The organism is Vibrio sp. 10N.261.45.E2 (genome assembly GCF_002875705.1).
Lineage (GTDB): Bacteria > Pseudomonadota > Gammaproteobacteria > Enterobacterales > Vibrionaceae > Vibrio.
Window position 1 is genome coordinate 49,989 of sequence record NZ_MCZZ01000124.1, and the last position, 21,226, is coordinate 71,214.

Annotated in this window: 19 protein-coding genes; 13 read left to right on the forward strand and 6 right to left on the reverse strand. The window is 45.1% G+C overall.

Annotation, left to right across the window (positions count from 1 at the left end):
* Positions 1-24 precede the first annotated feature (24 nt).
* Together yidZ and BCT34_RS12340 are read right to left on the reverse strand one after the other, a co-directional pair.
* On the reverse strand, positions 25-1,011 hold the full coding sequence (yidZ, locus tag BCT34_RS12335) for an HTH-type transcriptional regulator YidZ (RefSeq protein WP_076656264.1): 987 nt from the start codon (positions 1,009-1,011) through the stop codon (positions 25-27).
* Complete coding sequence (locus BCT34_RS12340) at positions 986-2,188, reverse strand: MFS transporter (protein WP_076656261.1); 1,203 nt, start codon at positions 2,186-2,188, stop codon at positions 986-988. The genes yidZ and BCT34_RS12340 overlap by 26 nt, the downstream gene beginning before the upstream one ends.
* Positions 2,189-2,623: 435 nt before the next feature.
* On the opposite strand from BCT34_RS12340, the gene BCT34_RS12345 reads away from it, so the two are divergent.
* Positions 2,624-3,787: an aromatic amino acid transport family protein gene (locus BCT34_RS12345; RefSeq protein WP_076656258.1), complete on the forward strand. Its 1,164-nt coding sequence runs from the start codon at positions 2,624-2,626 to the stop codon at positions 3,785-3,787.
* Between the two features lie 178 nt (positions 3,788-3,965).
* Here the strand turns inward: BCT34_RS12345 and BCT34_RS12350 are convergent, their stop codons facing one another.
* Complete coding sequence (locus BCT34_RS12350) at positions 3,966-4,403, reverse strand: MarR family transcriptional regulator (protein ID WP_174571165.1); 438 nt, start codon at positions 4,401-4,403, stop codon at positions 3,966-3,968.
* Positions 4,404-4,530: 127 nt separating this feature from the next.
* Here BCT34_RS12350 and BCT34_RS12355 point away from each other — a divergent pair, with 127 nt between their 5' ends.
* The 4 genes from BCT34_RS12355 to BCT34_RS12370 all read left to right on the forward strand — a co-directional run bounded on the left by BCT34_RS12355 (position 4,531) and on the right by BCT34_RS12370 (position 7,840).
* Positions 4,531-4,953, forward strand: coding sequence for an organic hydroperoxide resistance protein (locus tag BCT34_RS12355; RefSeq protein ID WP_076656253.1), 423 nt, complete (start codon positions 4,531-4,533; stop codon positions 4,951-4,953).
* Between the two features lie 262 nt (positions 4,954-5,215).
* A complete protein-coding gene (locus tag BCT34_RS12360) occupies positions 5,216-5,524 on the forward strand; it encodes a helix-turn-helix transcriptional regulator (RefSeq protein WP_004732945.1) in 309 nt (102 codons plus the stop codon).
* A gap of 186 nt (positions 5,525-5,710) precedes the next feature.
* Complete coding sequence (locus BCT34_RS12365; protein ID WP_076656251.1) at positions 5,711-7,051, forward strand: aldehyde dehydrogenase family protein; 1,341 nt, start codon at positions 5,711-5,713, stop codon at positions 7,049-7,051.
* Positions 7,052-7,060: 9 nt separating this feature from the next.
* Entirely contained in the window at positions 7,061-7,840 is a 780-nt protein-coding gene (locus tag BCT34_RS12370; protein ID WP_083702854.1) for an oxidoreductase, read from the forward strand.
* Between the two features lie 90 nt (positions 7,841-7,930).
* On the opposite strand, the gene BCT34_RS12375 is transcribed toward BCT34_RS12370, so the two are convergent.
* Entirely contained in the window at positions 7,931-9,910 is a 1,980-nt protein-coding gene (locus BCT34_RS12375) for a methyl-accepting chemotaxis protein (protein ID WP_076656246.1), read from the reverse strand.
* Between the two features lie 395 nt (positions 9,911-10,305).
* Between BCT34_RS12375 and BCT34_RS24430 the strand changes: the two genes are divergently transcribed.
* Together BCT34_RS24430 and BCT34_RS12380 are read left to right on the forward strand one after the other, a co-directional pair.
* Positions 10,306-10,479, forward strand: a complete 174-nt coding sequence (locus BCT34_RS24430; protein WP_165690310.1) for a hypothetical protein — start codon at positions 10,306-10,308, stop codon at positions 10,477-10,479.
* Positions 10,480-10,626: 147 nt separating this feature from the next.
* Positions 10,627-11,211 carry a TetR/AcrR family transcriptional regulator gene (locus BCT34_RS12380; protein WP_076656243.1) on the forward strand — a complete coding sequence of 195 codons (585 nt, stop codon included), beginning with the start codon at positions 10,627-10,629 and terminating at the stop codon, positions 11,209-11,211.
* A gap of 111 nt (positions 11,212-11,322) precedes the next feature.
* Here BCT34_RS12380 and BCT34_RS12385 read toward each other — a convergent pair whose 3' ends face one another.
* Positions 11,323-13,188 (reverse strand): fructose-specific PTS transporter subunit EIIC, encoded by a 1,866-nt coding sequence (locus tag BCT34_RS12385; protein WP_076656240.1) that lies wholly within the window; start codon positions 13,186-13,188, stop codon positions 11,323-11,325.
* Positions 13,189-13,518: 330 nt separating this feature from the next.
* On the opposite strand from BCT34_RS12385, the gene BCT34_RS12390 reads away from it, so the two are divergent.
* Together BCT34_RS12390 and BCT34_RS12395 are read left to right on the forward strand one after the other, a co-directional pair.
* Entirely contained in the window at positions 13,519-13,821 is a 303-nt protein-coding gene (locus BCT34_RS12390; protein WP_004732927.1) for a fructose PTS transporter subunit IIB, read from the forward strand.
* A gap of 7 nt (positions 13,822-13,828) precedes the next feature.
* Positions 13,829-14,602 (forward strand): PTS sugar transporter subunit IIA, encoded by a 774-nt coding sequence (locus BCT34_RS12395; RefSeq protein WP_076656237.1) that lies wholly within the window; start codon positions 13,829-13,831, stop codon positions 14,600-14,602.
* Positions 14,603-14,619: 17 nt separating this feature from the next.
* On the opposite strand, the gene BCT34_RS12400 is transcribed toward BCT34_RS12395, so the two are convergent.
* Positions 14,620-15,459: an AraC family transcriptional regulator gene (locus BCT34_RS12400; RefSeq protein ID WP_076656234.1), complete on the reverse strand. Its 840-nt coding sequence runs from the start codon at positions 15,457-15,459 to the stop codon at positions 14,620-14,622.
* Positions 15,460-15,837: 378 nt separating this feature from the next.
* On the opposite strand from BCT34_RS12400, the gene BCT34_RS12405 reads away from it, so the two are divergent.
* The 4 genes from BCT34_RS12405 (at position 15,838) to BCT34_RS12420 (ending at position 21,211) form a co-directional block, all read left to right on the forward strand.
* Positions 15,838-17,742, forward strand: a complete 1,905-nt coding sequence (locus BCT34_RS12405; RefSeq protein WP_076656231.1) for a fructose-specific PTS transporter subunit EIIC — start codon at positions 15,838-15,840, stop codon at positions 17,740-17,742.
* A 110-nt stretch (positions 17,743-17,852) separates the two neighbouring features.
* Positions 17,853-19,070 (forward strand): mannose-6-phosphate isomerase, class I, encoded by a 1,218-nt coding sequence (gene manA / locus BCT34_RS12410; protein WP_076656228.1) that lies wholly within the window; start codon positions 17,853-17,855, stop codon positions 19,068-19,070.
* A 274-nt stretch (positions 19,071-19,344) separates the two neighbouring features.
* Positions 19,345-19,785 (forward strand): PTS sugar transporter subunit IIA, encoded by a 441-nt coding sequence (locus BCT34_RS12415; protein WP_076656225.1) that lies wholly within the window; start codon positions 19,345-19,347, stop codon positions 19,783-19,785.
* Positions 19,786-19,798: 13 nt separating this feature from the next.
* Entirely contained in the window at positions 19,799-21,211 is a 1,413-nt protein-coding gene (locus tag BCT34_RS12420) for a fructose-specific PTS transporter subunit EIIC (protein WP_076656223.1), read from the forward strand.
* Positions 21,212-21,226 lie beyond the last annotated feature (15 nt).

Consider the following 21,226-nt stretch of genomic DNA (forward strand, 5'->3'; position numbering starts at 1 on the left):
AGTTGTAGTCAGGTCAACAACCTTTTAGAGATTTTTCTCGTCTTTTCCTTGTTCAGATTCAAATTGGTAAAGCGATCTGAGCGTATCTTTTAACCACAGAATAAGGGGATTGTAGGCGTTGCGTTTATGCCAGATCATGGTGAAGGGGATCAGCAGCTTGTTAGCATTTTCTTCATCTAAAGGGATGGGTAAGCAGGTAAGGTTAGGGTGAAGTTGATCTATATAACGTCGACAATAATTGGGCGCGACAGTCATCATGGTGTGATTGGGTTGAGCCGCCATAAACAAAGATTGCTCGAAGCCTGCAAGCGTAAGGGCGATATTTCGCTCTACCTTCAAGTCGGTAAGCACTTCATCCAACGCCCATGTTTCGCTTTTTTCCCACACAATATTGATATGAGAGTATTTGAGGAATGCCTCAAGATTCCACTCATCCTGTATGGCTGGGTGATCTTTTCTTAGATACACGACGGGCAAATCATGGAACAAGATCTCGAAATCGATGAAGTACGGCAGCGCGTCTAGAGATTCTTTCGAACGCGGATGGCTTTCTCGCCCTGAAAAACCAATATCAGATTCACCACGCACGATAGAGTCTATAGAGTCATAGTCCCAATTTCGTATTTTGATCTTTGCATCAGGATAGCGTTGATACACGCTTTGCGTCAGCTCGTTAAGCATGATCAGTGACAGAGGGGATTCGGCCTCTAGATTCAAACGCACATCTTTGGGCGCATCGTCGCCGCGAGTCGTGAGGATTTGACTGCCAATCTGCAGCCAGTCTTGAAGATCTTTCACCATACTTAGCGCAAGTGGTGTCGGTGTTAAACCTCTTGGTGTTTTCACAAACAGAGGATCATCGAACCAATCTCGAAGCTTGGTCAGTGATTTACTCACCGTTGAAGGCGTGACGTTAAGCTTTTTGGCAGCTTTTGAAACACTCTGCTCTTGCAACAACAATTGCAGAGTGAACAATAAATTCAAATCAAGACGAGCTAGTGGCTTCTTCATAATCACTTTTAACTTGGGAAGGACCTACCCATAGTATTAGAGCAATACTGATAACTCCACCAGCAGCAAGTATAAATACCAACATATTCAATGCACTGAACCCGAGCACACCCATAAACCAGATAAACAATGCCGAGGTACACACCTGAGAAACGCCCAATATCGAACTCGCGACGCCTGCTCGTTGTGAATAGCAACTCAATGCTTGGCTCATTGCAACACCAAAACCTAGCGAGAAACCACCACACACAAAAGCAAAGCCTAACAGCGTGACATAATGCCCTAACCCACCATTAACCGACGCAAGCAATAAGACAGCCGCAATGACAAAACATATTTGAGATGTCAGCATCAAGCTTTTCTGCTTAAACACATTCAGGGCAAACGGCGCTGAAAACGACACCAACATGCTAACCAGTGCTGTGAGCGCCATAATATAAGAGTACTGACCACGGTCGAAGCCAAGCTCAGTCATGATCAACATTGGAGATACATTCACGTAAGTCAGAATCGCCGTCACACCTAAGCTAGTGATGATCACTCGACTGATAAATAAGGGATCTTTGAAGGTTTCGGTTGAAGTGGTGTGAGACACAGAAACTTTGGTCACTTCAGAATCTTGACCATTCGGCTTGGTTTCTCTTAGCACTAACACAGAGAGAAAACACACGATAACGCCCATACTCGCCATCGTCGTAAACAGGCTCGGCCAAGGATAAACAGTCATAATTAAGTGGCCAATCACGGGCGCAATCACTGGTACGATGCAGGTAATACCGTTCATCATCGACAGCACCTTGGCACGCTTTTGGTCGTCTAACACATCTCGCAAAATAGCGAATGCCACCACATAACATGAACCTGCACCTACACCTTGAAAAAAACGCACTGCAAGAAACGGTTCCGCGCTGGTCACAATCCCGCCTAACATCGAAGAGATAGCAAAGACAATCGCACCAAAAATCGCAACAGGCTTTCTTCCTACATTGTCGGCAAATTTACCAGCGAACAACATGGTGGTTGCCATACCTGCGAGATAGATGGAGAACGCGACATGAAGCTGCGCCTCTGAGGCATTTAGATCAGCAACGATTTGAGGCAAGCCCACCAAATACAAATCAATCGCCGTTGGATACAAGAGAACAAGCGCGAAACTACAAAACAAAAAACGATACATAACACCCCCACATAATTGGTGTGAGGATAATAAGATCGAAACGCCAAACGACCGAGTGGCATCTACGACAACAGATCTTTCCATTTACGACAAACCACCAGTATATAAACAAAGTAACATTCAAGGGTTCATAAAAAAGCAAGCATCTGAATTGATTTTGATGAAATTACAGCGCAGCCTAACCAGTGATAAATTAGCAAATTTTGAGCAGTCAGAAATTTACAGACGTTATTGAAACGCTAAAACAATTCAGAAAAGGCATACTTTAATCAGCCTCTCATATTCACTGTAAATTCCTGCTTAAATTTTTTAGAAAAATTCAAAAATAATTAGAAATTAACCCCTAACTTTACTGAGTAATTTGTTAGGCTTGGCAACAAATATTTACAATCCAACTAAAAATTAATTGGATACTTTGAGGTTGCTATCTTGAATATGAAATTATTCGGCAGTTCTTTGATTCTTTCAGGGACTGCATTAGGGGCTGGCATGCTTGCTATTCCCATGGTGTTGGCCCAATTTGGCTTCATGATCAGCTCAGTGCTGATGCTACTTATCTTTATCGGCACCACTTACTCTGCACTCCTATTAGCAGAAGCATGCACCAAAACCAAAGACAACACTGGCATGAGCAGTGTCGCTTACCTAACTTTGGGTAGCAAAGGTAAACACTTTATCAATGCACTCTTTTACCTGCTGCTGGTCTGCATGCTCATCGCTTATATCTTGGGCGTGGGTGACATCATCCATAAACTACTGCTCGACGTTGGCGTGAACATCTCTGCTTCTGCTGCTTATACGGTTTTCAGCCTATTGATGGGCGCTATCGTCGTCTCGGGTAAATCTTATATCGACAAACTGAACCGCGGACTGTTCATCTTGATGGTAGTCATGTTGTTTATCGTTATCGCATCATTATTTAGCAATATTCGTTTGGATTACCTGACGCAAACTAGCAACTACACAGCCAACGATGTGGTTCAATACAGCGCCGTTATCTTTACTAGCTTTGCCTCTATGGTGGTGATCCCATCACTGGTTATCTACAACCGAGAAGCGACTCAAAAGCAGATCCGCAATATGATTCTTTTAGGTTCTGTGATTCCACTCGTGTGCTACCTCACTTGGTTATTTGCGATTATCGGTAACCTTGGCACAGATGCGATCAGCCAGTTCCACAACATTTCAGAACTGATTTCAGCGTTTAGCGGACAGTCTGCTTGGTTGAAAGTAGTGATTGCACTGTTCTCAGCATTAGCTTTAGTGACCTCTTTCCTCGGCGTGTCGATGGCGCTGTATGACCAAAACAAAGATGCCGTTACCAACAACAAAGCGTTGGCTTATGCTCTAACCTTCATCTTACCTTTGGTATTAGCAGAGCTATTCGCTAGTCAATTTGTAAGCATGCTGGACTATGCAGGCATGGTGTTGGTGTTCCTAGCGATATGGGGCCCTCTAGCAATGGTGGTTAAGGTTCGTAGACCAGACTTCCCTCACCTACAAAGCGAAGGCAGCTATACTGCTGCCGGTGGAGACACCGCACTGATGGCGACATTCGGTTTTGGTGCTTTGATTTTCGTGTCTTGGTTTATGAGTTGATAGATACACAGCATCAACCGCTGCCGTGGTGATATGTACGTGGTCTTGAGTGGAGGCTAAACAAGTACTTCAAACTCACTCCAAAACACAAAAAGCCAGTGAGTACCTGATATTAACAGTAGGTACTCACTGGCTTTTTCATTATTTGCACATTATTACTGAGATTTAAAAAACGTTCTTATTGAGTTAAGTTATCAAGTAACTGCTCACATTGCGCTTTGAGCGATTTAAGTTCGCTTTCATTCATCTTAGATAGACAAAATATCTCTTCTGGGACAGTTTGTGCGCGCTCTTTGAGTTCAGTCCCTACCGGAGTTAACGTAATCACTCGCACTCGTTCATCTTCAGCACTACGTGTACGAAGCACATAACCTTTTGCTTCTAAACGCTTAAGTAATGGAGTCAAGGTTCCTGAATCTAAATGTGTTTTAGCGCCTAACGCTTTGACATTTATCTCTTGCTGCTCCCAAAGCACCATCATCACAATGTACTGTAAATAAGTAAGATCAAGCGCTTTCAGTAGAGGTTGATAAGCTCGGCTCATAGCATTTGAAGCACTGTAAAGCGCAAAGCACACCTGATTATCTAACTTTAGATATTCATCTTGATCGCTCACGATCACCTCGTCAATAAATTAAATTGCACACAATATACTTGCACACATATATTTGATCAATTAAGCTAACCTCAACATTAGATTGTGCGCAATTTAATTTTACACAATTATTTTAAGGACTAAGACAATGACAACACTCTACACAACTTCTGCTACTGCAACGGCGGGTCGTAACGGCCAAGTTTCTACTGATGACAACCTGCTTTCAGTAGCGTTGAGCTACCCTAAAGAGATGGGCGGAACAGGTGAAGCGACCAACCCAGAACAACTATTTGCTGCGGGTTACTCTGCGTGTTTCTCAAATGCTCTACTTCATGTAGCTAAAGAGATGAAAATCAAAATCGCATCAGCGCCAACGACTGCGACAGTGGGTATCGGACCAAATGAAAACGGTGGCTTTGCTTTAAATGTTGCTCTATCGATTGAACTGGATCTAGAGCAAGAACAAGCTGTGACGCTTGTGAAAACGGCGCACCAAGTTTGCCCTTACTCAAATGCGGTTCGTGGCAACATTGATGTGAAATTGTCGGTTAACGGACAAGCGCTTTAGTCTCAAGTCAAAGCCTGAAAGATACGCCAATAGAGATGTCTGTAGACGCCTAAAATTGAGTCTTATCCCTAAGTTACTTTGCTTTGAGCGAGTAACTTGGGGATTGTTCATTCGTTAATAGCGAATAAGCTTTACCAAAACAAATCGATACTCAGATCCCGTAACGCCGGATTGGCAGACACCGAAAATTGACATCGACATATTGCGATATCCTAGTTTCGAGGGTATATTTCACTTAAATCAGAAATAGCAGTCAAACACCATGTCAGACGTGAACGAAATTTTAAAGTCCATCAACAACCCTGTACGCCGAGATATTCTTCATTGGCTTAAGTCGCCTCAAGAGCACTTTAACTTAGAGAAACAACTCGTTGATACTGATGTTGAGGGGGTATGCGTTAGCATTATTCAGGAGAAGAGTGGCCTATCTCAATCTACCGTTTCTTCTTACCTCTCGAACCTACAGCGTGCAAAGTTAGTGACATCAAAACGCATTGGCTCGTGGACTTACTACAAGCGTAATGACGAATACATCGAGAAATTCCTAAAAGCGCTGTCTGATTCCCTATAGTTGAAAAGAACAAGAATCAACAGAACAACAGTTAGATAGCACGATGAAAACTGGATGGATTCACGCCATCCTTTATGACAAATATCATTTATTAAAAATTAACACATCGAGATTTTTAGATATCTAGTTATCTAACTATTTAATAATAATGATGCAGATACTAAAAATGCAGCGGAGCCGACAAACATGAACAAGTCCATTCAATCCTTTGACCCAAGTAACGGTGAACTCCTTGGCGAGGTAAACCAAACTTCAGCTGAAGAAGTCACTCAAACCATTCACAAAGCAAAAGCTGCACAAAAAGCATGGCGTCAACTCTCAATGAACGAGCGAGTGCGGACCATTATCAAAGCCTATCAACAACTTGATAAGTACGAAGAGTCCCTCTCACAGTTACTTGCTCGTGAAATGGGTAAAGACATTCGTCGCGCGACCGGAGAAGCAACTGGTGCGATCTACATGGGTCAGCACTATGCAGAAGATGCTCAACGTGCACTCAACACACGAAAATTGTCCGGTTCAACAGAGCTTCAATACCGCCCACTAGGTGTTGTCGGAGTTATATCTCCTTGGAACTACCCTGTGATGATGGCAAACAACCTCATTGTGCCAGCATTGGTCGCAGGCAATAGCGTGATTCTAAAACCTTCAGAAGAGACACCTCTCATCGCTGAAGCATTCTTTGGTGAACTGCAAAAACACTTACCAGAGAATGTCTTGACCGTGATGCAGGGCGATGGTGAAACAGGCAAGGCATTAGTCGAAGGCGACATTCAAATGATCGCGTTCACTGGCTCAAAAGCAACAGGCCAAGACATCATGAGACGTGCCGCAAGTAAGGTAAAACGCTTGGTCATGGAGCTAGGTGGCAAAGACCCAATGATTGTGATGCGTGATGCGAATCTAGAACAGGCCGCTCGCTTTGCCGTCGCGGGCAGCTTTGAGAACTCAGGGCAAATGTGTACTTCGATTGAACGTATCTATGTTGATGCTCGTATCGCAGAAAAATTTGAACAACGTGTCACCGAGATCGCCAACATGTACCAGATTGGCCCGTGGGATATGCCGAACGTCAATATCGGACCAATCATCAACGCGACACAACACGCTAAGATTGTCGAACAGCTAGAAGACGCGCAACAGAAAGGAGCCACTTTTCTTTTAGGCGGTTCTGAGCAACCCGAGCGTTATATCCGCCCTACGGTTATCACCGGAATGACAGCAGAAATGAAACTGGAAACAGAAGAGACTTTCGGTCCAGTTGTCGCGATCAGTCACTATTCCGACATTGAAGATGCGATTGAGCGAGCCAACGCCAGTGAGTACGGTCTAGGTGCTGTGGTCTTTGGAAACCAAGGCGTCAATGATGTTGCTGACGAACTTGATGCTGGCATGGTTGGCATTAATCAAGGACAAGGCGGCAGTGGTGATGCCCCGTGGGTTGGCGCGAAACAGAGTGGCCTTGGTTACCACGGATCGGTCGACGGGCACCGTCAGTTTGCACAAGTAAAAGTGGTTTCAAGATAGAGGTTGATGATGAATAACAAAGAAAATTTTTATGTCGTTCGACGCGAGTCAGGTACTCAGCGCAGTGACCTTCCCGTTTGGGCACCAAAGTCAGCAAACCCATTTGCACTTGATAAGAACGCTAACGCGGTATCACGCGCTGAAGTAAGCAATGTACCAGGTGCTTTTCAGTTACTCGATGTGCTACTCCCTGAAGAAGTTCAGCGCATACTCGATGGAGCCAACCAACTTGGCTTTACGGAAGATGCGGCCGTTTCTCTACCAAGAGAAGTTCGCCACAATCAGAATCTCAACTTGATCGCAGATAATGAAACTCTCGACGTTATTTGGAAGCGCTGCCAAGATCATTTCGTTGATAAATACGGCCACTTTGCTGGTGTGAAACCTTTGGGTATTAACGGTCGTTTCCGCTTTTATCGTTACGACGAAGGGGATTTCTTCAAGATGCACACCGATGGGTCATGGCCTGGCAGTCAGGTGGTGAATGAACAGCTAGTCGATGACGCATTTGGTGACCGCTGGAGCATGTACACATTCTTAATTCTATTGAGTGACGACTTCGTTGGCGGCGAAACTCAATTTATGGTTAATCGTAATGACCCGAGTAAGCCTGCTCGTCGTCAAGGGTATCATCAGGAGAACGTGAATATAGAATCAGTTAGAACACCAAGCGGCAGCGTGCTTTGTTTTCCTCACGGTACGCACCCCGCCCATTGTATTCACGGTTCAGCGCCGATACTTTCTGGGACGAAATACATTATTCGCACAGACGTACTATTCGAGCTCTAAGCGACTCTATTGGTCGTTTAACTCCTAAAAAATGTCCCGCACTAGGCGGGACATTTTTATATAAGATAGAAAGCTTCTAGCTCTGAGCTGTTAACTCTTAAACGTATTCGAGAGCTCTTTCAGTGATGCTGCCAGTTCGGCTTGCTCTTTGGCTGTCGCAGCAATTTGCGTTGCACCCGTCGTAGATTCTGTCGACTTCTGCTCCACTGCCACAACGTTCTGAGCAATATCTTGAGTCACTACCGCTTGCTCTTCGGTTGCAGTCGCAATCTGCTCTGTCATACTGAATATCTCGCTCACAGCGCCTGAAATATCTTGCAGCGTCTGCTCTACGCCTCGAGAGTCCTCAACCGCTCTTGAAGACATTTTCTTGCTATTATCAATTACATTAAACGCAGTTTGTACATCTGATTGTAGAGAGCTAATGAAGCCTTCAATCTCCGACGTAGATTCTTGGGTACGTTGTGCCAAAGTACGGACTTCATCTGCAACCACGGCAAAACCACGACCTTGCTCACCCGCTCGGGCTGCTTCAATTGCCGCGTTCAATGCCAGTAGATTAGTTTGCTCTGCTACCGACTTAATCACATCAATCACGCTGTTAATGTTGTTGCTGCTATCGTGAAGATGGGTAATTTTCTCAGCTAAGCCGTTAATCTCAGATGCCAAAGTTTCAATCGATTGGTAAGAGTGCTGAACCGTGCTCAAGCCTGCTTGTGATTGTTCATCAGCCAATTTAGCTGAGCTTGCTGTTTGCTGAGTTTTAGCCGCAACCTCGCTCACCGTTGCCGATAGCTCCTCTGTTGCTGTCGCAATCAAACCAATTTGGTCTTGTTGCTCAACCAAAGTGTTGGAGTTGTATTGGCAAGTTTGCGCCGTCTCTTCAGCTGCAGAAGCAAGTGTCAGGCTAGACTGAGACAAGCTGTCTATTACCTGAGAGAATTTTTCTAACGTTTCGTTGAGCGACGAAGAGATATGCCCTAGCTCACTCTCTCCCAAATACTTAGCTCTCACCGTTAGGTCATTATCATCACGAACAACAGAAAGCACTGAGGTTAGATTTTTTACTCGGAGCGTTAGGTCTGTAATCACTTTAAAGCTTACAAAGGTCGCAAAGAAAGTAATTGCAATAAATACCGCAATACTTGCGAACATCGCGGATTGAGCTTCACTCGCCTTGTTTTCAGTCAATGCGATAAGTGATTCAGCCAGTTGATTCTCCGTTTTCTTTAACTGAACAATACGAGAAGTTGATTGCGCGAACCAATACACAGGGTCTACATCAAAACCACTCATTTTTGATTCAGCCACATCACGAAGCTTCTCGACTTCCGCGACCGAACGGTCATTTAATTGTTGTTCAAAGAAGCGAACGTTGTCTGGGTTACCCAGAACTTCAAAGTTCGAGAAATACGTATTTTGCTCTGTCACCAAAGAGATGAATTTCACCAGCATACCCGGACCAAATTCATTTTTAGAAAAGGTGTTATTCAGCACAGCACGTTCAATACCCGCTCGCTCTTTACCTTGCAAGAAGTTGTAGTAAGCGATGGTTTCTGTGGTGATGGTAGCATCGGAACTTAGCTCAGCAATTAACGCCGATACACTCAGCAGCTTTGCATTAAGTTTGGTGTAATAAGCCAAAGCTTCAGAAAGCGGAATCGATTGAGAATCCACTCGATTGCGAATCGTTGTTATCTGATTAAGACTTTGGCTTATCTCTGTGTTCAGGCGGTTGATCTGTGGCAGGTTGATATTGGCAGACTGCCAGTAATCATTTCTTTGGTTGCGTCGGTTGTCGGCATTGGTTCTCTGTGCGGCTAATTCACTGACGAACTGGGTACCTTGAGAGCCAATAAAGCCAGCAGTCATGCCTCGCTCTTTTTGTAACTCATGCACTAATTCACTGTACACCACCGAAAGGCGTGTTAGTTGATTTAATGAGGACATTTCAGTCTTAGTTTCTACGCCTTTGGATATCGCAGAAACACTGAGCCAGAGAAACCCTAAGATCGGCAAAATAAGCAAAGCGATGATTTTTTGCTTAAAAGACATATCGGTTAATTTCATTTTTATTTCCTAGCGGCTAACGAATCTTTATTTGTCGTGTAATTAGACACACTTCTAAAACGGTGTACCTTTACTGAGATCATAATAATATTTAGTTTTATCAATTACCGTGCCATATCGGACGGTAATCAATAACGCTAGCATTTAACCTTACTGAATTCATTGACTTGTCTATAAAACTGTTAGCTATGCAACTTTATAAAACACAAAAAATGTACAACAACATTTTCCCGACGCAAGTGACTGAAAAATGACAGTTTTTAATAACCCTAAAGGGGTATTCGAGTGCCCACAATCCCCTCTGTATTCACTATATATTCAGCACCAACTATGTATAATGCCGGGCTCAAAAAGTTAAGAATTCAATTAACGTAGAAGTAGAATTAGAGGTTTTTATGGACTGTCCCGCTTGCGAAGAGCAAATCGGTTGGGAATGGGTAGAAGAGGCAGCAATCGAACCGAATGAGGAATTCGATTGCCCAGAGTGTGAAGAAACCTTGATGTATACCATCGATGAAGGCACCTATTACGGTGCGCAACATAAAACCGTAGAAGTGGTTGATGATTGATATAACTTTCTAAAAAATAACACGTGTTATTAACTCTCATGTTTTAGACCTTGGCAAAATAGTCAGAGTAAATGAACACCCTCTTTACTGGAACGAACGTTCAGCATAAAATATTAAATATATGTTCAGACCGATGAAGTAGATGTTATGGCCAAAACCGCAAAGTTCGATAGACAAGATGTTGTAGACAGAGCCACCAACCTGTATTGGGAAAAAGGCTTTCACGCGACTTCTATGCGCAACTTACAGGACGTAATTGATATGCGTCCGGGCAGCATTTACGCGACTTTTGGTAGCAAAGAAGGCTTGTTTAAAGAGACATTGGCTCGCTATACCGAACTCGGCATTCTCAATTTGAATCGCTTCCGCAGTGAGACAGGCTCTCCAATTAAAGCGCTCGAAAGCTTTATCAAACGCGCGGTGGTTGAATCTAAACAGAGTGCGCCTAACGGCATGTGTATGCTGGCTAAAACCGTAGCTGAACTGACGGATGAACACGCGGAATTGTTGGGCGAAGCAAAGAAATCACTCAAAATATTGGAAGGCGAGTTCGCCAAACTGATTGCCGAAGCGCAAGATTTAGGTGAGATAAGTAAAGATCGAGAACCCGCTCAACTTGCTCGCCACGTTCAGGTTCAAATTGCAGGGCTACGCACTTATGCAAAAACCTGCGATGACACAGAACTACTCAACTCAATGGTTGAAGACATCTTCAAGTACCACCCTTTTTAGCAGCTGAGCTTATATAAGCTCAAACCTACAAAAAGACGCCCAAGTATTACTATCAATACTTGGGCGTCTTTTTATTTATTTCTTTTCAGCCAATCTTAAAGCCGATTGCTTTTATGCTTTCCTCATAATCAACGCTTGCGCATTAAGCATCGCTTCCTTAGTGCTAACATCTAACGTTTTAACATTCGCAAAGCGTTCTACTTCTTTAATCGCTACATCGTGAGCGAAGATCACCAACCTCGCCCTTTCAATGTCTTTTGGTGTAATGCGATTACCAATCCCGTTGGCACCTTGTGTTTCGACTTTAATCCGAACCCCAAGGTGATGCGCTGCTTTTTCCAGAGACTTCGCTGCCAAGAAAGTGTGTGCAACTCCAGACGGACATGACGTAATCGCCAATACATCCGCTTGCCCCTCTTCCGTCACCGAACCACCCGCAAACTGATTCGAACTCGCCTCACCTTCGACCACGTTCTTTTTCAGTAGTATCACGATTAAAGCCGTAGTGAGCGCGCCCGCGAGTGTGCCAATAATGTAGCCAATCTTGCCATCAACAACTGGCAAAACAATCCAACCGCCCCATGGCGCATGGTTCACTACATGGAACATAAAGCCGACAACGTTACCGACAATGCCACCAGCCACGACTGCAGGAAGGACACGTGCAGGGTCAGCTGCGGCAAAAGGAATTGCGCCTTCGCTAATACCGATAATCCCCATGATGCCTGCGGCTTTGCCCGCTTCACGTTCGTCGCGCTTAAACTTCTTCGGTGATAGGAAAGTCGCCAGAGCCATACCGAGTGGCGGCGTACAAATCGCGATTCCAACACCACCCATCAACCAAGGTTGGGTATTCACCTGAGTTTGAGCAAATAGCGTTGCTACTTTATTGATCGGGCCGCCCATATCAAATGCCGTCATTGCACCTAAAATACTGCCGAGCACCACTTTTCCTGAACCAGCCATGCCCGTAAGCATTTGGTTCATCTCGAGCATCACTTGAGCAATTGGCGATCCAATCACCCACATCACTGCGCCACAGGTTACAAAGGTGCCGACAAGCGGGTAGATGAAGATAGAGCTCAGTGAGATCATGCTGTCTGGCAGTTTGATCTTCTTAAGTAAGTTGACAACAAAGCCCGCAAAGAAACCGACCACAATCGCACCAAGGAAGCCTGTGTTGTATTGATTGACGGCGACCCAAGAACCAATCATTCCGGGCGCTAAACCCGGTTTGTCGGCCATTGAATACGCGATGTAACCACCGAGTACAGCAGTAAACAGAGTCAAGCCAGCAATACCCATCTGCGCGATGTCAGCTAACACGCCATTCTCAGGTACGGCGCCATGTCCTGAAATCATGACTGACAAAGACAACAACACCCCACCAGCAACCACGAATGGAATCATGTGTGAGGTGCCGTATAACAAGTGTTCTTTGAGGCGATTAAGCGATTGCGCCCAAGGGCTGAGCGGCTCGACATAAACTTCCTGGTGGCTAGAGGCGTAGCTATCGAAAGATTCAGAATTGACTTCGAGAAACAGCTCTTGAGCTTCCTCGACTGACTCTACTGCCTTTAATTTTGTAACAAAGCCATCTTCGATTAATCTGGTCGAAATTTGAGCCAGCACCTCGATATGGTGGTCGTCGTTGTTGTCTGGTGAAGCGAGCATAAAGAACACATCCGACAGTTCGCCACCGTCTGCGCCATAATCGATGCCAGTTCGGCTAATGCCTACCGCAACAGCTGGCTTAGCAACAGCGGTACTTTTTGCATGTGGAATCGCAATACCATCATCAAAGCCAGTATTACCTATGGCTTCACGCTTCCATATGTCATCAAGGAATTCACTTTTATTAGAAAGCTTACCTGCACGATCGAGCAGTTCAACCAGCTCTTCAAATACCGCCTGTTTAGAGTCTGCTTGCAAATCTAAGCAAATAATCTCGGGCTCGATAATGTTGGTGATATCCATATGTTGCTCTGCCTCGCCTGAATTCAGACTGAAGTAATTAGGTTCTTCCAACCTAAATTAAAAATCGATGTTAATAGGATGAAAAGATTAGCGGTGTGCGGGCGATCATCATATAGGACGAAAGGTGCATTAACTGGATTATTGTAACCAAGAACTCAGAGTGTGACTTTCCCCTTGGAATAAAAAACGCCAATCCATAAAATCCACAGAACCCATAACAATATCGCCCCTCCTATACGTGAGCTTTCCATACACTACTTCCCACGTAAGATAGCTTTTTCAAGGTAGCTTATGTAACGTAACAGGGACGAGATTAAGCCGAGAATAATAATGAGAATTGTAGCGGTAACTGCGTGCCCTACAGGCATTGCGCACACTTATATGGCAGCTGATGCTCTAAATAAAACAGCCCCTAAATTCAATGTTTCAATCAAGGTTGAGACACAAGGCGCTATGGGTATCGAAAACTTGCTGACAGCCCAAGATATTACCCTCGCGGACAAAGTGTTGATCGTCTCTGATATCGACATCGAACAACCAAGCCGATTCGACCCAGCTAAAACCGTATTCATTCCCATGGAAGAAGTGTTATTGAGTGTCGATAAAGTCTTCATTAAGCATTGTCGAACTTAAACCTCTTATGAACGAATACCAGATCACCTTCTTCGTTGACAATCCTGCCGCGAACTCACACGTCGCACAGCCGCTTACTCGCTTAGCAAAAAAATTCAAAAGCAACATCCGCATTATCAACATCACTCAAAACCGAACGGCCGATCTCTCCAAATCTGTCGCAATGTTGCAAGTGGGTTTGCTTCGTGGTGATTTATGCCAGATAACCGCGGTAGGTATTGATGCAGAGCTGGCCTGTTTCGTTCTTAAAGATGTCATCGCTGAGCATTACGCCATGGTTGGCTCACAGGTGAACCATGAGTTCTCTAACGACTTAATCCAGCGCATGCCGCAGATATGTCCGCCTTGTGACATCAAATGGCATCATGCTAAAGCACAAACCCAACTGACCAAATTTGAGTGCTTAAAAGGGCTCGCTCACCTCGTTTATCCAGAAGATCCAGATGAACTGATTTTGGCTTTCATTAAACGAGAAGAACGCTCCTCTACCTGCGTGTCACCGGGGATCGCTCTGCCACATGTGATGTTTGAATCGACTCAAGATCTCTCGATTGCGGTCATCGTCAGTGACGACTCAATTGATTGGGCATCACGTATCGGCGAAGTACACGTGGCTATCGCTTTGGTGTTGCCAACTAAACCGCAGCGAGAACACATTATTGCAGCCACCAATTTGACACGAAATCTACTTCACGATCAGGTCAATGAACGTTTGCAAAAGACCCGAAGCAGCGTCGACCTACAAGCCCTATTGATGTACATCTCTTCACGTCTAATTTGATTACCAGCCCGTTAGATCTAGATTGATCCTCGATACTCTGTCGGTGTTCGTCCGGTGCGGTTTTTAAAAACTCGGCAGAAGTAGTTCACATCTTTAAAGCCACAACGTATCGAGACTTCATTGAGCTTAAAGTTATACTTCTTGAGCATGAACTTAGCGCGATCGACTCGGACACGAGTGATGTACTCGGCCAGCGTCATATGGCCCTGTTGACGGAACATTCGCGACAAGTGATTGGATGAAATGCTAAAGCGTGAGGCAATGCTGTCTCGGGTGATCTGGCGGTGGAAGTTCTCCTGAATGTAGATACAAATCCCTTGATACACATCTTGCACCCGGCTGTGAGACTTCTCGACAGGCGCATCTAACATCGTCTTACTGTATTGAAGCAGAGCTTGCAGCAATAACTCATCCATAGGCTGCTTGTTACTCTCGCGCGCCAATGAACTGAGTGCCTCAAGAATGTTATCAATCGCAAACCCAGATCGAGTCTGAATACTGTGCTTTTGGATATCGTAAAAGCTCTCTTCCCCTTTACGCTTACTCACCAAACTTAAACCAAGCTGACGACGACCAAACAACATACTCAACACTGAACAGTCAGTATCCCAGTTAGGTTTATTCCAACAGTTGGGGGGGATGAAAATTGCGTCTCCGGCTTTGGCAATAACGTTAGTGATCTTGCGATCATGACTCTCCATTTCATTGACATACTCTCCGTCTAGCACTAATTCCAAACGCGGAAAGTTCACCTGGTAGCTACACGCTGAAGGCGTGTGGAAATCTCCAGCAAACCAGATGTTGTGAAACGGTTCTCGCTCATTTAACACCGACGAGATTAAGTCATGAAATATCATTATTCGAACTCTTTTAAGCAGCAATAAGGCTACGGGAATAGATATACTCCTTAGTGAAACATAGCGCTATTGAGCAAAATCACAATTTGAGACCTAGGTTACAAAAATCCAGTAGTGGGAATAAATATCCAGTCTAAGGTCAGATTTAGAACACCGTTATCACGATAAGAAAATCAACCTAAACCCTTATCAACAAAAGCGTCCAAGCACGAAAAATCTTGTCAACACAGACCTAAAAACGCCCGTTCGACCGATCAAAATCACACTCCACTTATAACGCAACAATCATCCAGTAAATGCATTTTTTCTTCACTACAGAAGGCAAGCCGTAGATTCCAGAATACCCCTAACAAAATAAAAACAGAGTAGGGGTTCATTATGATCACAACATTGATCAACCAAGATTTGATTAAGCTTTCGCTTAGCGCCAATTCAAAAGAAGACGTATTTAAAGAGCTGATAGACGTGCTTTACGCACAAGGCAGAATCTCAGACAAAGCACAGTTTCTTACCGATATTAAAGCTCGCGAAGAACAAGGCAATACTGGGTTTGAGGAAGGCATCGCCCTACCACACGCGAAAAGTAGCGCGGTGATCAAACCTGCGGTTGTTATCGGCGTGCACAAAGAAGGGATCGAGTATGGCGCCGATGACGGTCAGCCTTCAAAACTGTTTTTTATGATTGCCTCTCCCGATGGCGGCGACAATCACCACATCGAAGTATTAGCAGAGCTTTCTTCAAAATTGATTGAAGAAGGTTTTATCGAAAACTTCATGAATGCCGACTCTGAGCAAGAAGCGTTAGAACTGCTACTTAGCAAACCTGAGCCTTCAGAAACTGAAACTAAGGTTGAGAAGCAAGGCTTCATCATTGGTGTAACCGGCTGCCCAGCAGGCGTTGCACACACTTACTTAGCAGCCGAAGCGCTAGAGAAAGGCGCGGCGGTTCTTGGTTACGACATCAAGGTTGAGACTAACGGTTCTATTGGTGTTAAAAACAACCCGACTCAAGAAGAGATCGAGCGTGCAGACGCGATTGTAGTGGCTTGTGACAAACAGGTCGACATGGCTCGCTTTGCCGGAAAACGCGTCATCAGCACCAACGTAAAAGCGCCAATCAAAGACGCGCAAGGCTTAATTCAACAAGCGCTCAATGCGCCAAGCTATCAAGCAGAACAAGCGCCGACCAATCAATCTGTTGTAGAGAAAGCGTCACAAGCACGTTCAGACCTTTACCGTTACTTGATGAATGGCGTATCTCACATGATCCCATTCGTGGTGACTGGCGGTCTTTTGATTGCCCTAGCACTAGCCATTGGTGGTGAGCCAAGTGAATCAGGCATGGCGATTCCTGCTGGCAGTATGTGGAACCAAATCCTAGAAGTGGGTGTGGTTGCTTTCACACTGATGATTCCAATCTTGGCTGGCTACATTGCTTACGCGATTGCCGACCGCCCTGCTCTAACACCTGGTTTGATTGGCGGTTGGATTGCCAACAACGGTTCTTTCTATGGCGCTGACGCAGGCACAGGCTTCATTGGCGCAATCATCGCAGGCCTATTAGTGGGGTACTTCGTTAAATGGATTACCTCGTTTAACTACCACAAATTCGTTCAACCACTTGTGCCTATCATGATCGCTCCTATCACGGGTTCTTTATTCATCGCGGGTCTGTTCATCTTTGTTATTGGCGCGCCTATCGCGGGGCTGATGGATGCTCTTACTGCCTTACTTACTAGCATGAGCACAGGCAACGTGGTTCTGCTTGGCATCGTACTGGGTGGCATGGCTGGCTTCGATATGGGTGGCCCATTCAACAAGGTGGCGTTCCTATTCTCGGTTGGCATGATTGCTAGCGGTCAAACTCAATTCATGGGTGCAATGGCGTGTGCAATTCCTGTGGCTCCACTCGGCATGGCTATCGCGACCAGACTTGGCCGTAAGTTCGACCTATTCGAATCTTCTGAAATTGAAGCAGGCAAAGCGGCCGGTGCAATGGGCTTGGTGGGTATATCTGAAGGTGCGATCCCTTTCGCGGCTCAAGACCCAATGTCGGTTATCCCTGCCAACGTACTTGGTTCAATGACCGCAGCGGTTATGGCGTTCTCATTCGGCATCACCAACAGCGTTGCTCACGGTGGCCCAGTGGTCGCTCTACTTGGCGCAATGAACTACCCAATGCTGGCACTTCTGTGCATGGCATCAGGTGCGGGCGTAACTGCGGTTACTTGTATCGCACTTAAAAATCTACGCAAAGCCAAGCTAACAACAGCAGCGGCTTAAGCCATTTCTACTCCAATGGCTTGAGCCCCTCTACCCTACTGTTTTTAGTAGCTAATAGTTTTTTAGGAACGAATAGAGCTCAAGCCATGTTTCCCTTCATGGTGATTTCGATGTCTAATTTTTCTTTAGCGAACGATTCGTTCGTACAACACTTTTTCTACCCTATGACCAACGTGATTCAAAACTACGCATGGGGTAGCCCTTCTTCGTTCAACCAACTGTTTGGCATTGATAACCAGTCTGGTGAGCCACAAGCAGAGATCTGGATGGGCGCCCACCCGAATGGTTGCTCAATGGTGAACGACAACGGGCAGCAGACCACATTATCGAGCTTGATTTCTAAAAACCTAAACCTGTTTTTAAGCGAGAAAGTTGCGAGTCGTTTTGGCGAGTTGCCATATCTATTCAAGGTATTAGCAGCAGAGAAAGCGCTGTCTGTTCAAGTTCACCCGAACAAGCAACAAGCGGAATCTGGATATGCTCTTGAAGAGCAGCAAGGTATTCCGATGACGGCAGGCAACCGCAACTACAAGGATCCCAATCACAAGCCAGAGCTGGTATATGCATTAACCGACTACACCGCGATGAATGGCTTTAGGTCGATCAACGAGATCCTTGAGCACTTCCATTACCTCGATATTCCAGAGCTGCATTCGATGGTCAATGACCTAGCGGGCGACCAAACTCCCAATGGATTAGCGAGCTTCTTCGCGAGCTTATTGTCTTTGCAAGGTGAACAAAAAGGCATGGCGCTGACCATGTTGCTAGTGAAGGCCAAGCTTTCAGATACACCTGTGTTTCAGTTGATTTCAGAACTGGAAGATCAATACCCAGGTGATGTCGGCCTATTCGCACCACTGCTATTGAACGTGATCACCCTAAAGCCGGGGCAAGCCATGTATCTAGATGCAGAAACACCCCACGCTTACATAAAAGGCACAGGCTTAGAGATCATGGCGAACTCAGACAATGTGTTGCGCGCTGGGTTGACACCTAAATACATGGACGTGAATGAGCTGGTTTCTTGTACTCGATTTAATGAAAAGCCTGCGGATAGATTATTGCTCAGCCCGATTGAGCAAGGTGATGTGATGGAATATCAAATTCCAGTCGAGGATTTTAAGTTCTCTATCGTGCAAAACTCACATCAGCGACAGATCACTACCGAAGGTGCCGAGATCCTATTGTCGCTTGACGAATCTATGGTGCTTACTCACCAGTGCGGCGAAACCTGTGTGATAGAGAAAGGCCAATCGGTTTTCATTCCGGCTTACGCAGAGAGCTACAAACTCGATTGCGTTGGACGCGTGGCGCGTGCTTACAGCTAGCTCTATCGAATAAGTAGCTCTCCCGAGTAAATACAAACACTGATCATGCCCTGCTTTGCGGGGCATTTTTGTTTCTGACGAAGCTTATTAGCGTGTCAAAAACATAATCAAGACGCCATCAAATATGACCCATCTCACACTGCATTAATGATGCAAATCACACTTAATTTTGCTGGATACAAATGTACAGTGAAGGGCTTTTATTTGCTATTTCGCGAAACGGGTCAATCCATTAACTTTAATTCAAGAACTTCAATAGTGAATGAGTTAATAAATGATCACACAGCTAACTAACGTCAACTTAATTAATAATAACCTTCAAGCGAATAATAAAAAAGAACTGTTTGAAGAATTGGCGGGCATGTTATTTGAGAACAACCGAATTAATTGCAAAGATACTTTCCTATCAGGTATTGAAATTCGTGAATCTCAAAGCATTACCTCGATGGACGGCATCGCTTACCCACACTCAAAAAGCAAGGCTGTCACTGAGCCAGCAATCGCTGTCGGTGTTAAGCGCGAAGGTATTGAGTATGGCGATGAAGACGGCATTAACCCTACGGTATTTTTTATGATTGCATCACCAGATAACGGTGCTGACCATCATATTTATGTACTACAAGAATTATTTGGAAAATTCAGTGATGAATTTATTCAAGATATCCATAACGCAAAAGACGAACATCAAATCCTTAATATTTTAATTAATTCATAAGGCGTAGAAAATTATGAGCACCCTAACAACTCAAGCTACGAATACCAATAATAAAAATAGTAGTAGCGACTTTAAAAAAATCCTTAGCACCATGAAAGGCCATCTGCTTTTCGGAACCTCACACATGCTGCCTTTCATCGTAGCCGGTGGTGTTCTGTTGGCCTTAGCGGTCATGGCATCAGGCAAAGGTGCGGTTCCAGCCGACGGTTTGCTGGCAGACATCTCTAATATCGGTATCAAAGGCCTTGTTCTTTTCCCAATCATTCTTGGCGGCTTTATTGGTTACTCAATTGCAGACAAACCAGCACTTGCTCCTGCGATGATCTCTTCTGGCATCATGGCTGACATGGGCGGCGGCTTCCTTGGTTGTATCGTGGCAGGCTTTATCGCCGGTGGCGTGGTGTTCCAACTTAAGAAGATTCCACTTTCTGCAAACATGACAGCGCTAGGTGCTTACTTCATCTACCCGCTTCTAGGTACATTAATCTCTGCAGGTATCGTACTGTGGGGCATCGGTGAGCCAATCAAACTGTTCATGGCTTCAATGAACGAGTTCCTAGCGTCAATGGCGGGTGCATCTAAGATGGTTCTGGGCACAATCCTTGGCGGTATGACGGCGTTTGATATGGGTGGCCCTATCAACAAAGTAGCGACCCTATTTGCTCAAACTCAAGTAGACACGCAACCGTGGCTAATGGGTGGCGTAGGCATCGCGATTTGTACTCCACCTCTAGGTATGGCATTAGCAACTTTCCTATTCAAAAACAAGTTCTCTAAACAAGAGCAAGAAGCAGGTAAAGCAGCAGCAATCATGGGTTCTATCGGTATCTCTGAGGGTGCTATCCCATTCGCGGCGAACGACCCTATGCGCGTTCTTCCTTCAATCGTTGCCGGTGGTATCGTTGGTTGTGTGTTTGGCTTCATGACAGACGTTTTACTGCACGCACCTTGGGGTGGCTTAATCACAGCACCAGTATCAAGCAACATCCCAATGTATGTAGTGGGTATTGCACTTGGCTCACTAACTACAGCGGTTATCGTTGGCTTCTGGAAACCAGTGGCGGTTGAGACTGAAGAAGATGCTGTTGAAGCGCCAGTACAAGCTCAAGCAGCACCTGTAGCCGGCGAAGGCGAGTACGACATCGTAGCCGTAACATGTTGCCCTTCTGGTGTTGCACACACCTTCATGGCAGCAAAAGCACTAGAGAAAGCAGGCCTAGCGGCTGGTCTTAAAATTAAAGTAGAAACACAAGGTCAAAACGGTATTCAAAACCGCATTACCGACCTAGATGTAGCAAACGCGAAACTGGTTATCTTGGCTCACGATATTCAAGTGAAAGACGCTCACCGCTTTGCTAACGCGAACGTCATTGAATGCTCAACGAAGGAAGCAATGAAGAAAGCCGCGACTATGGTGGCTATCTAAAACCTGAAACAAGTT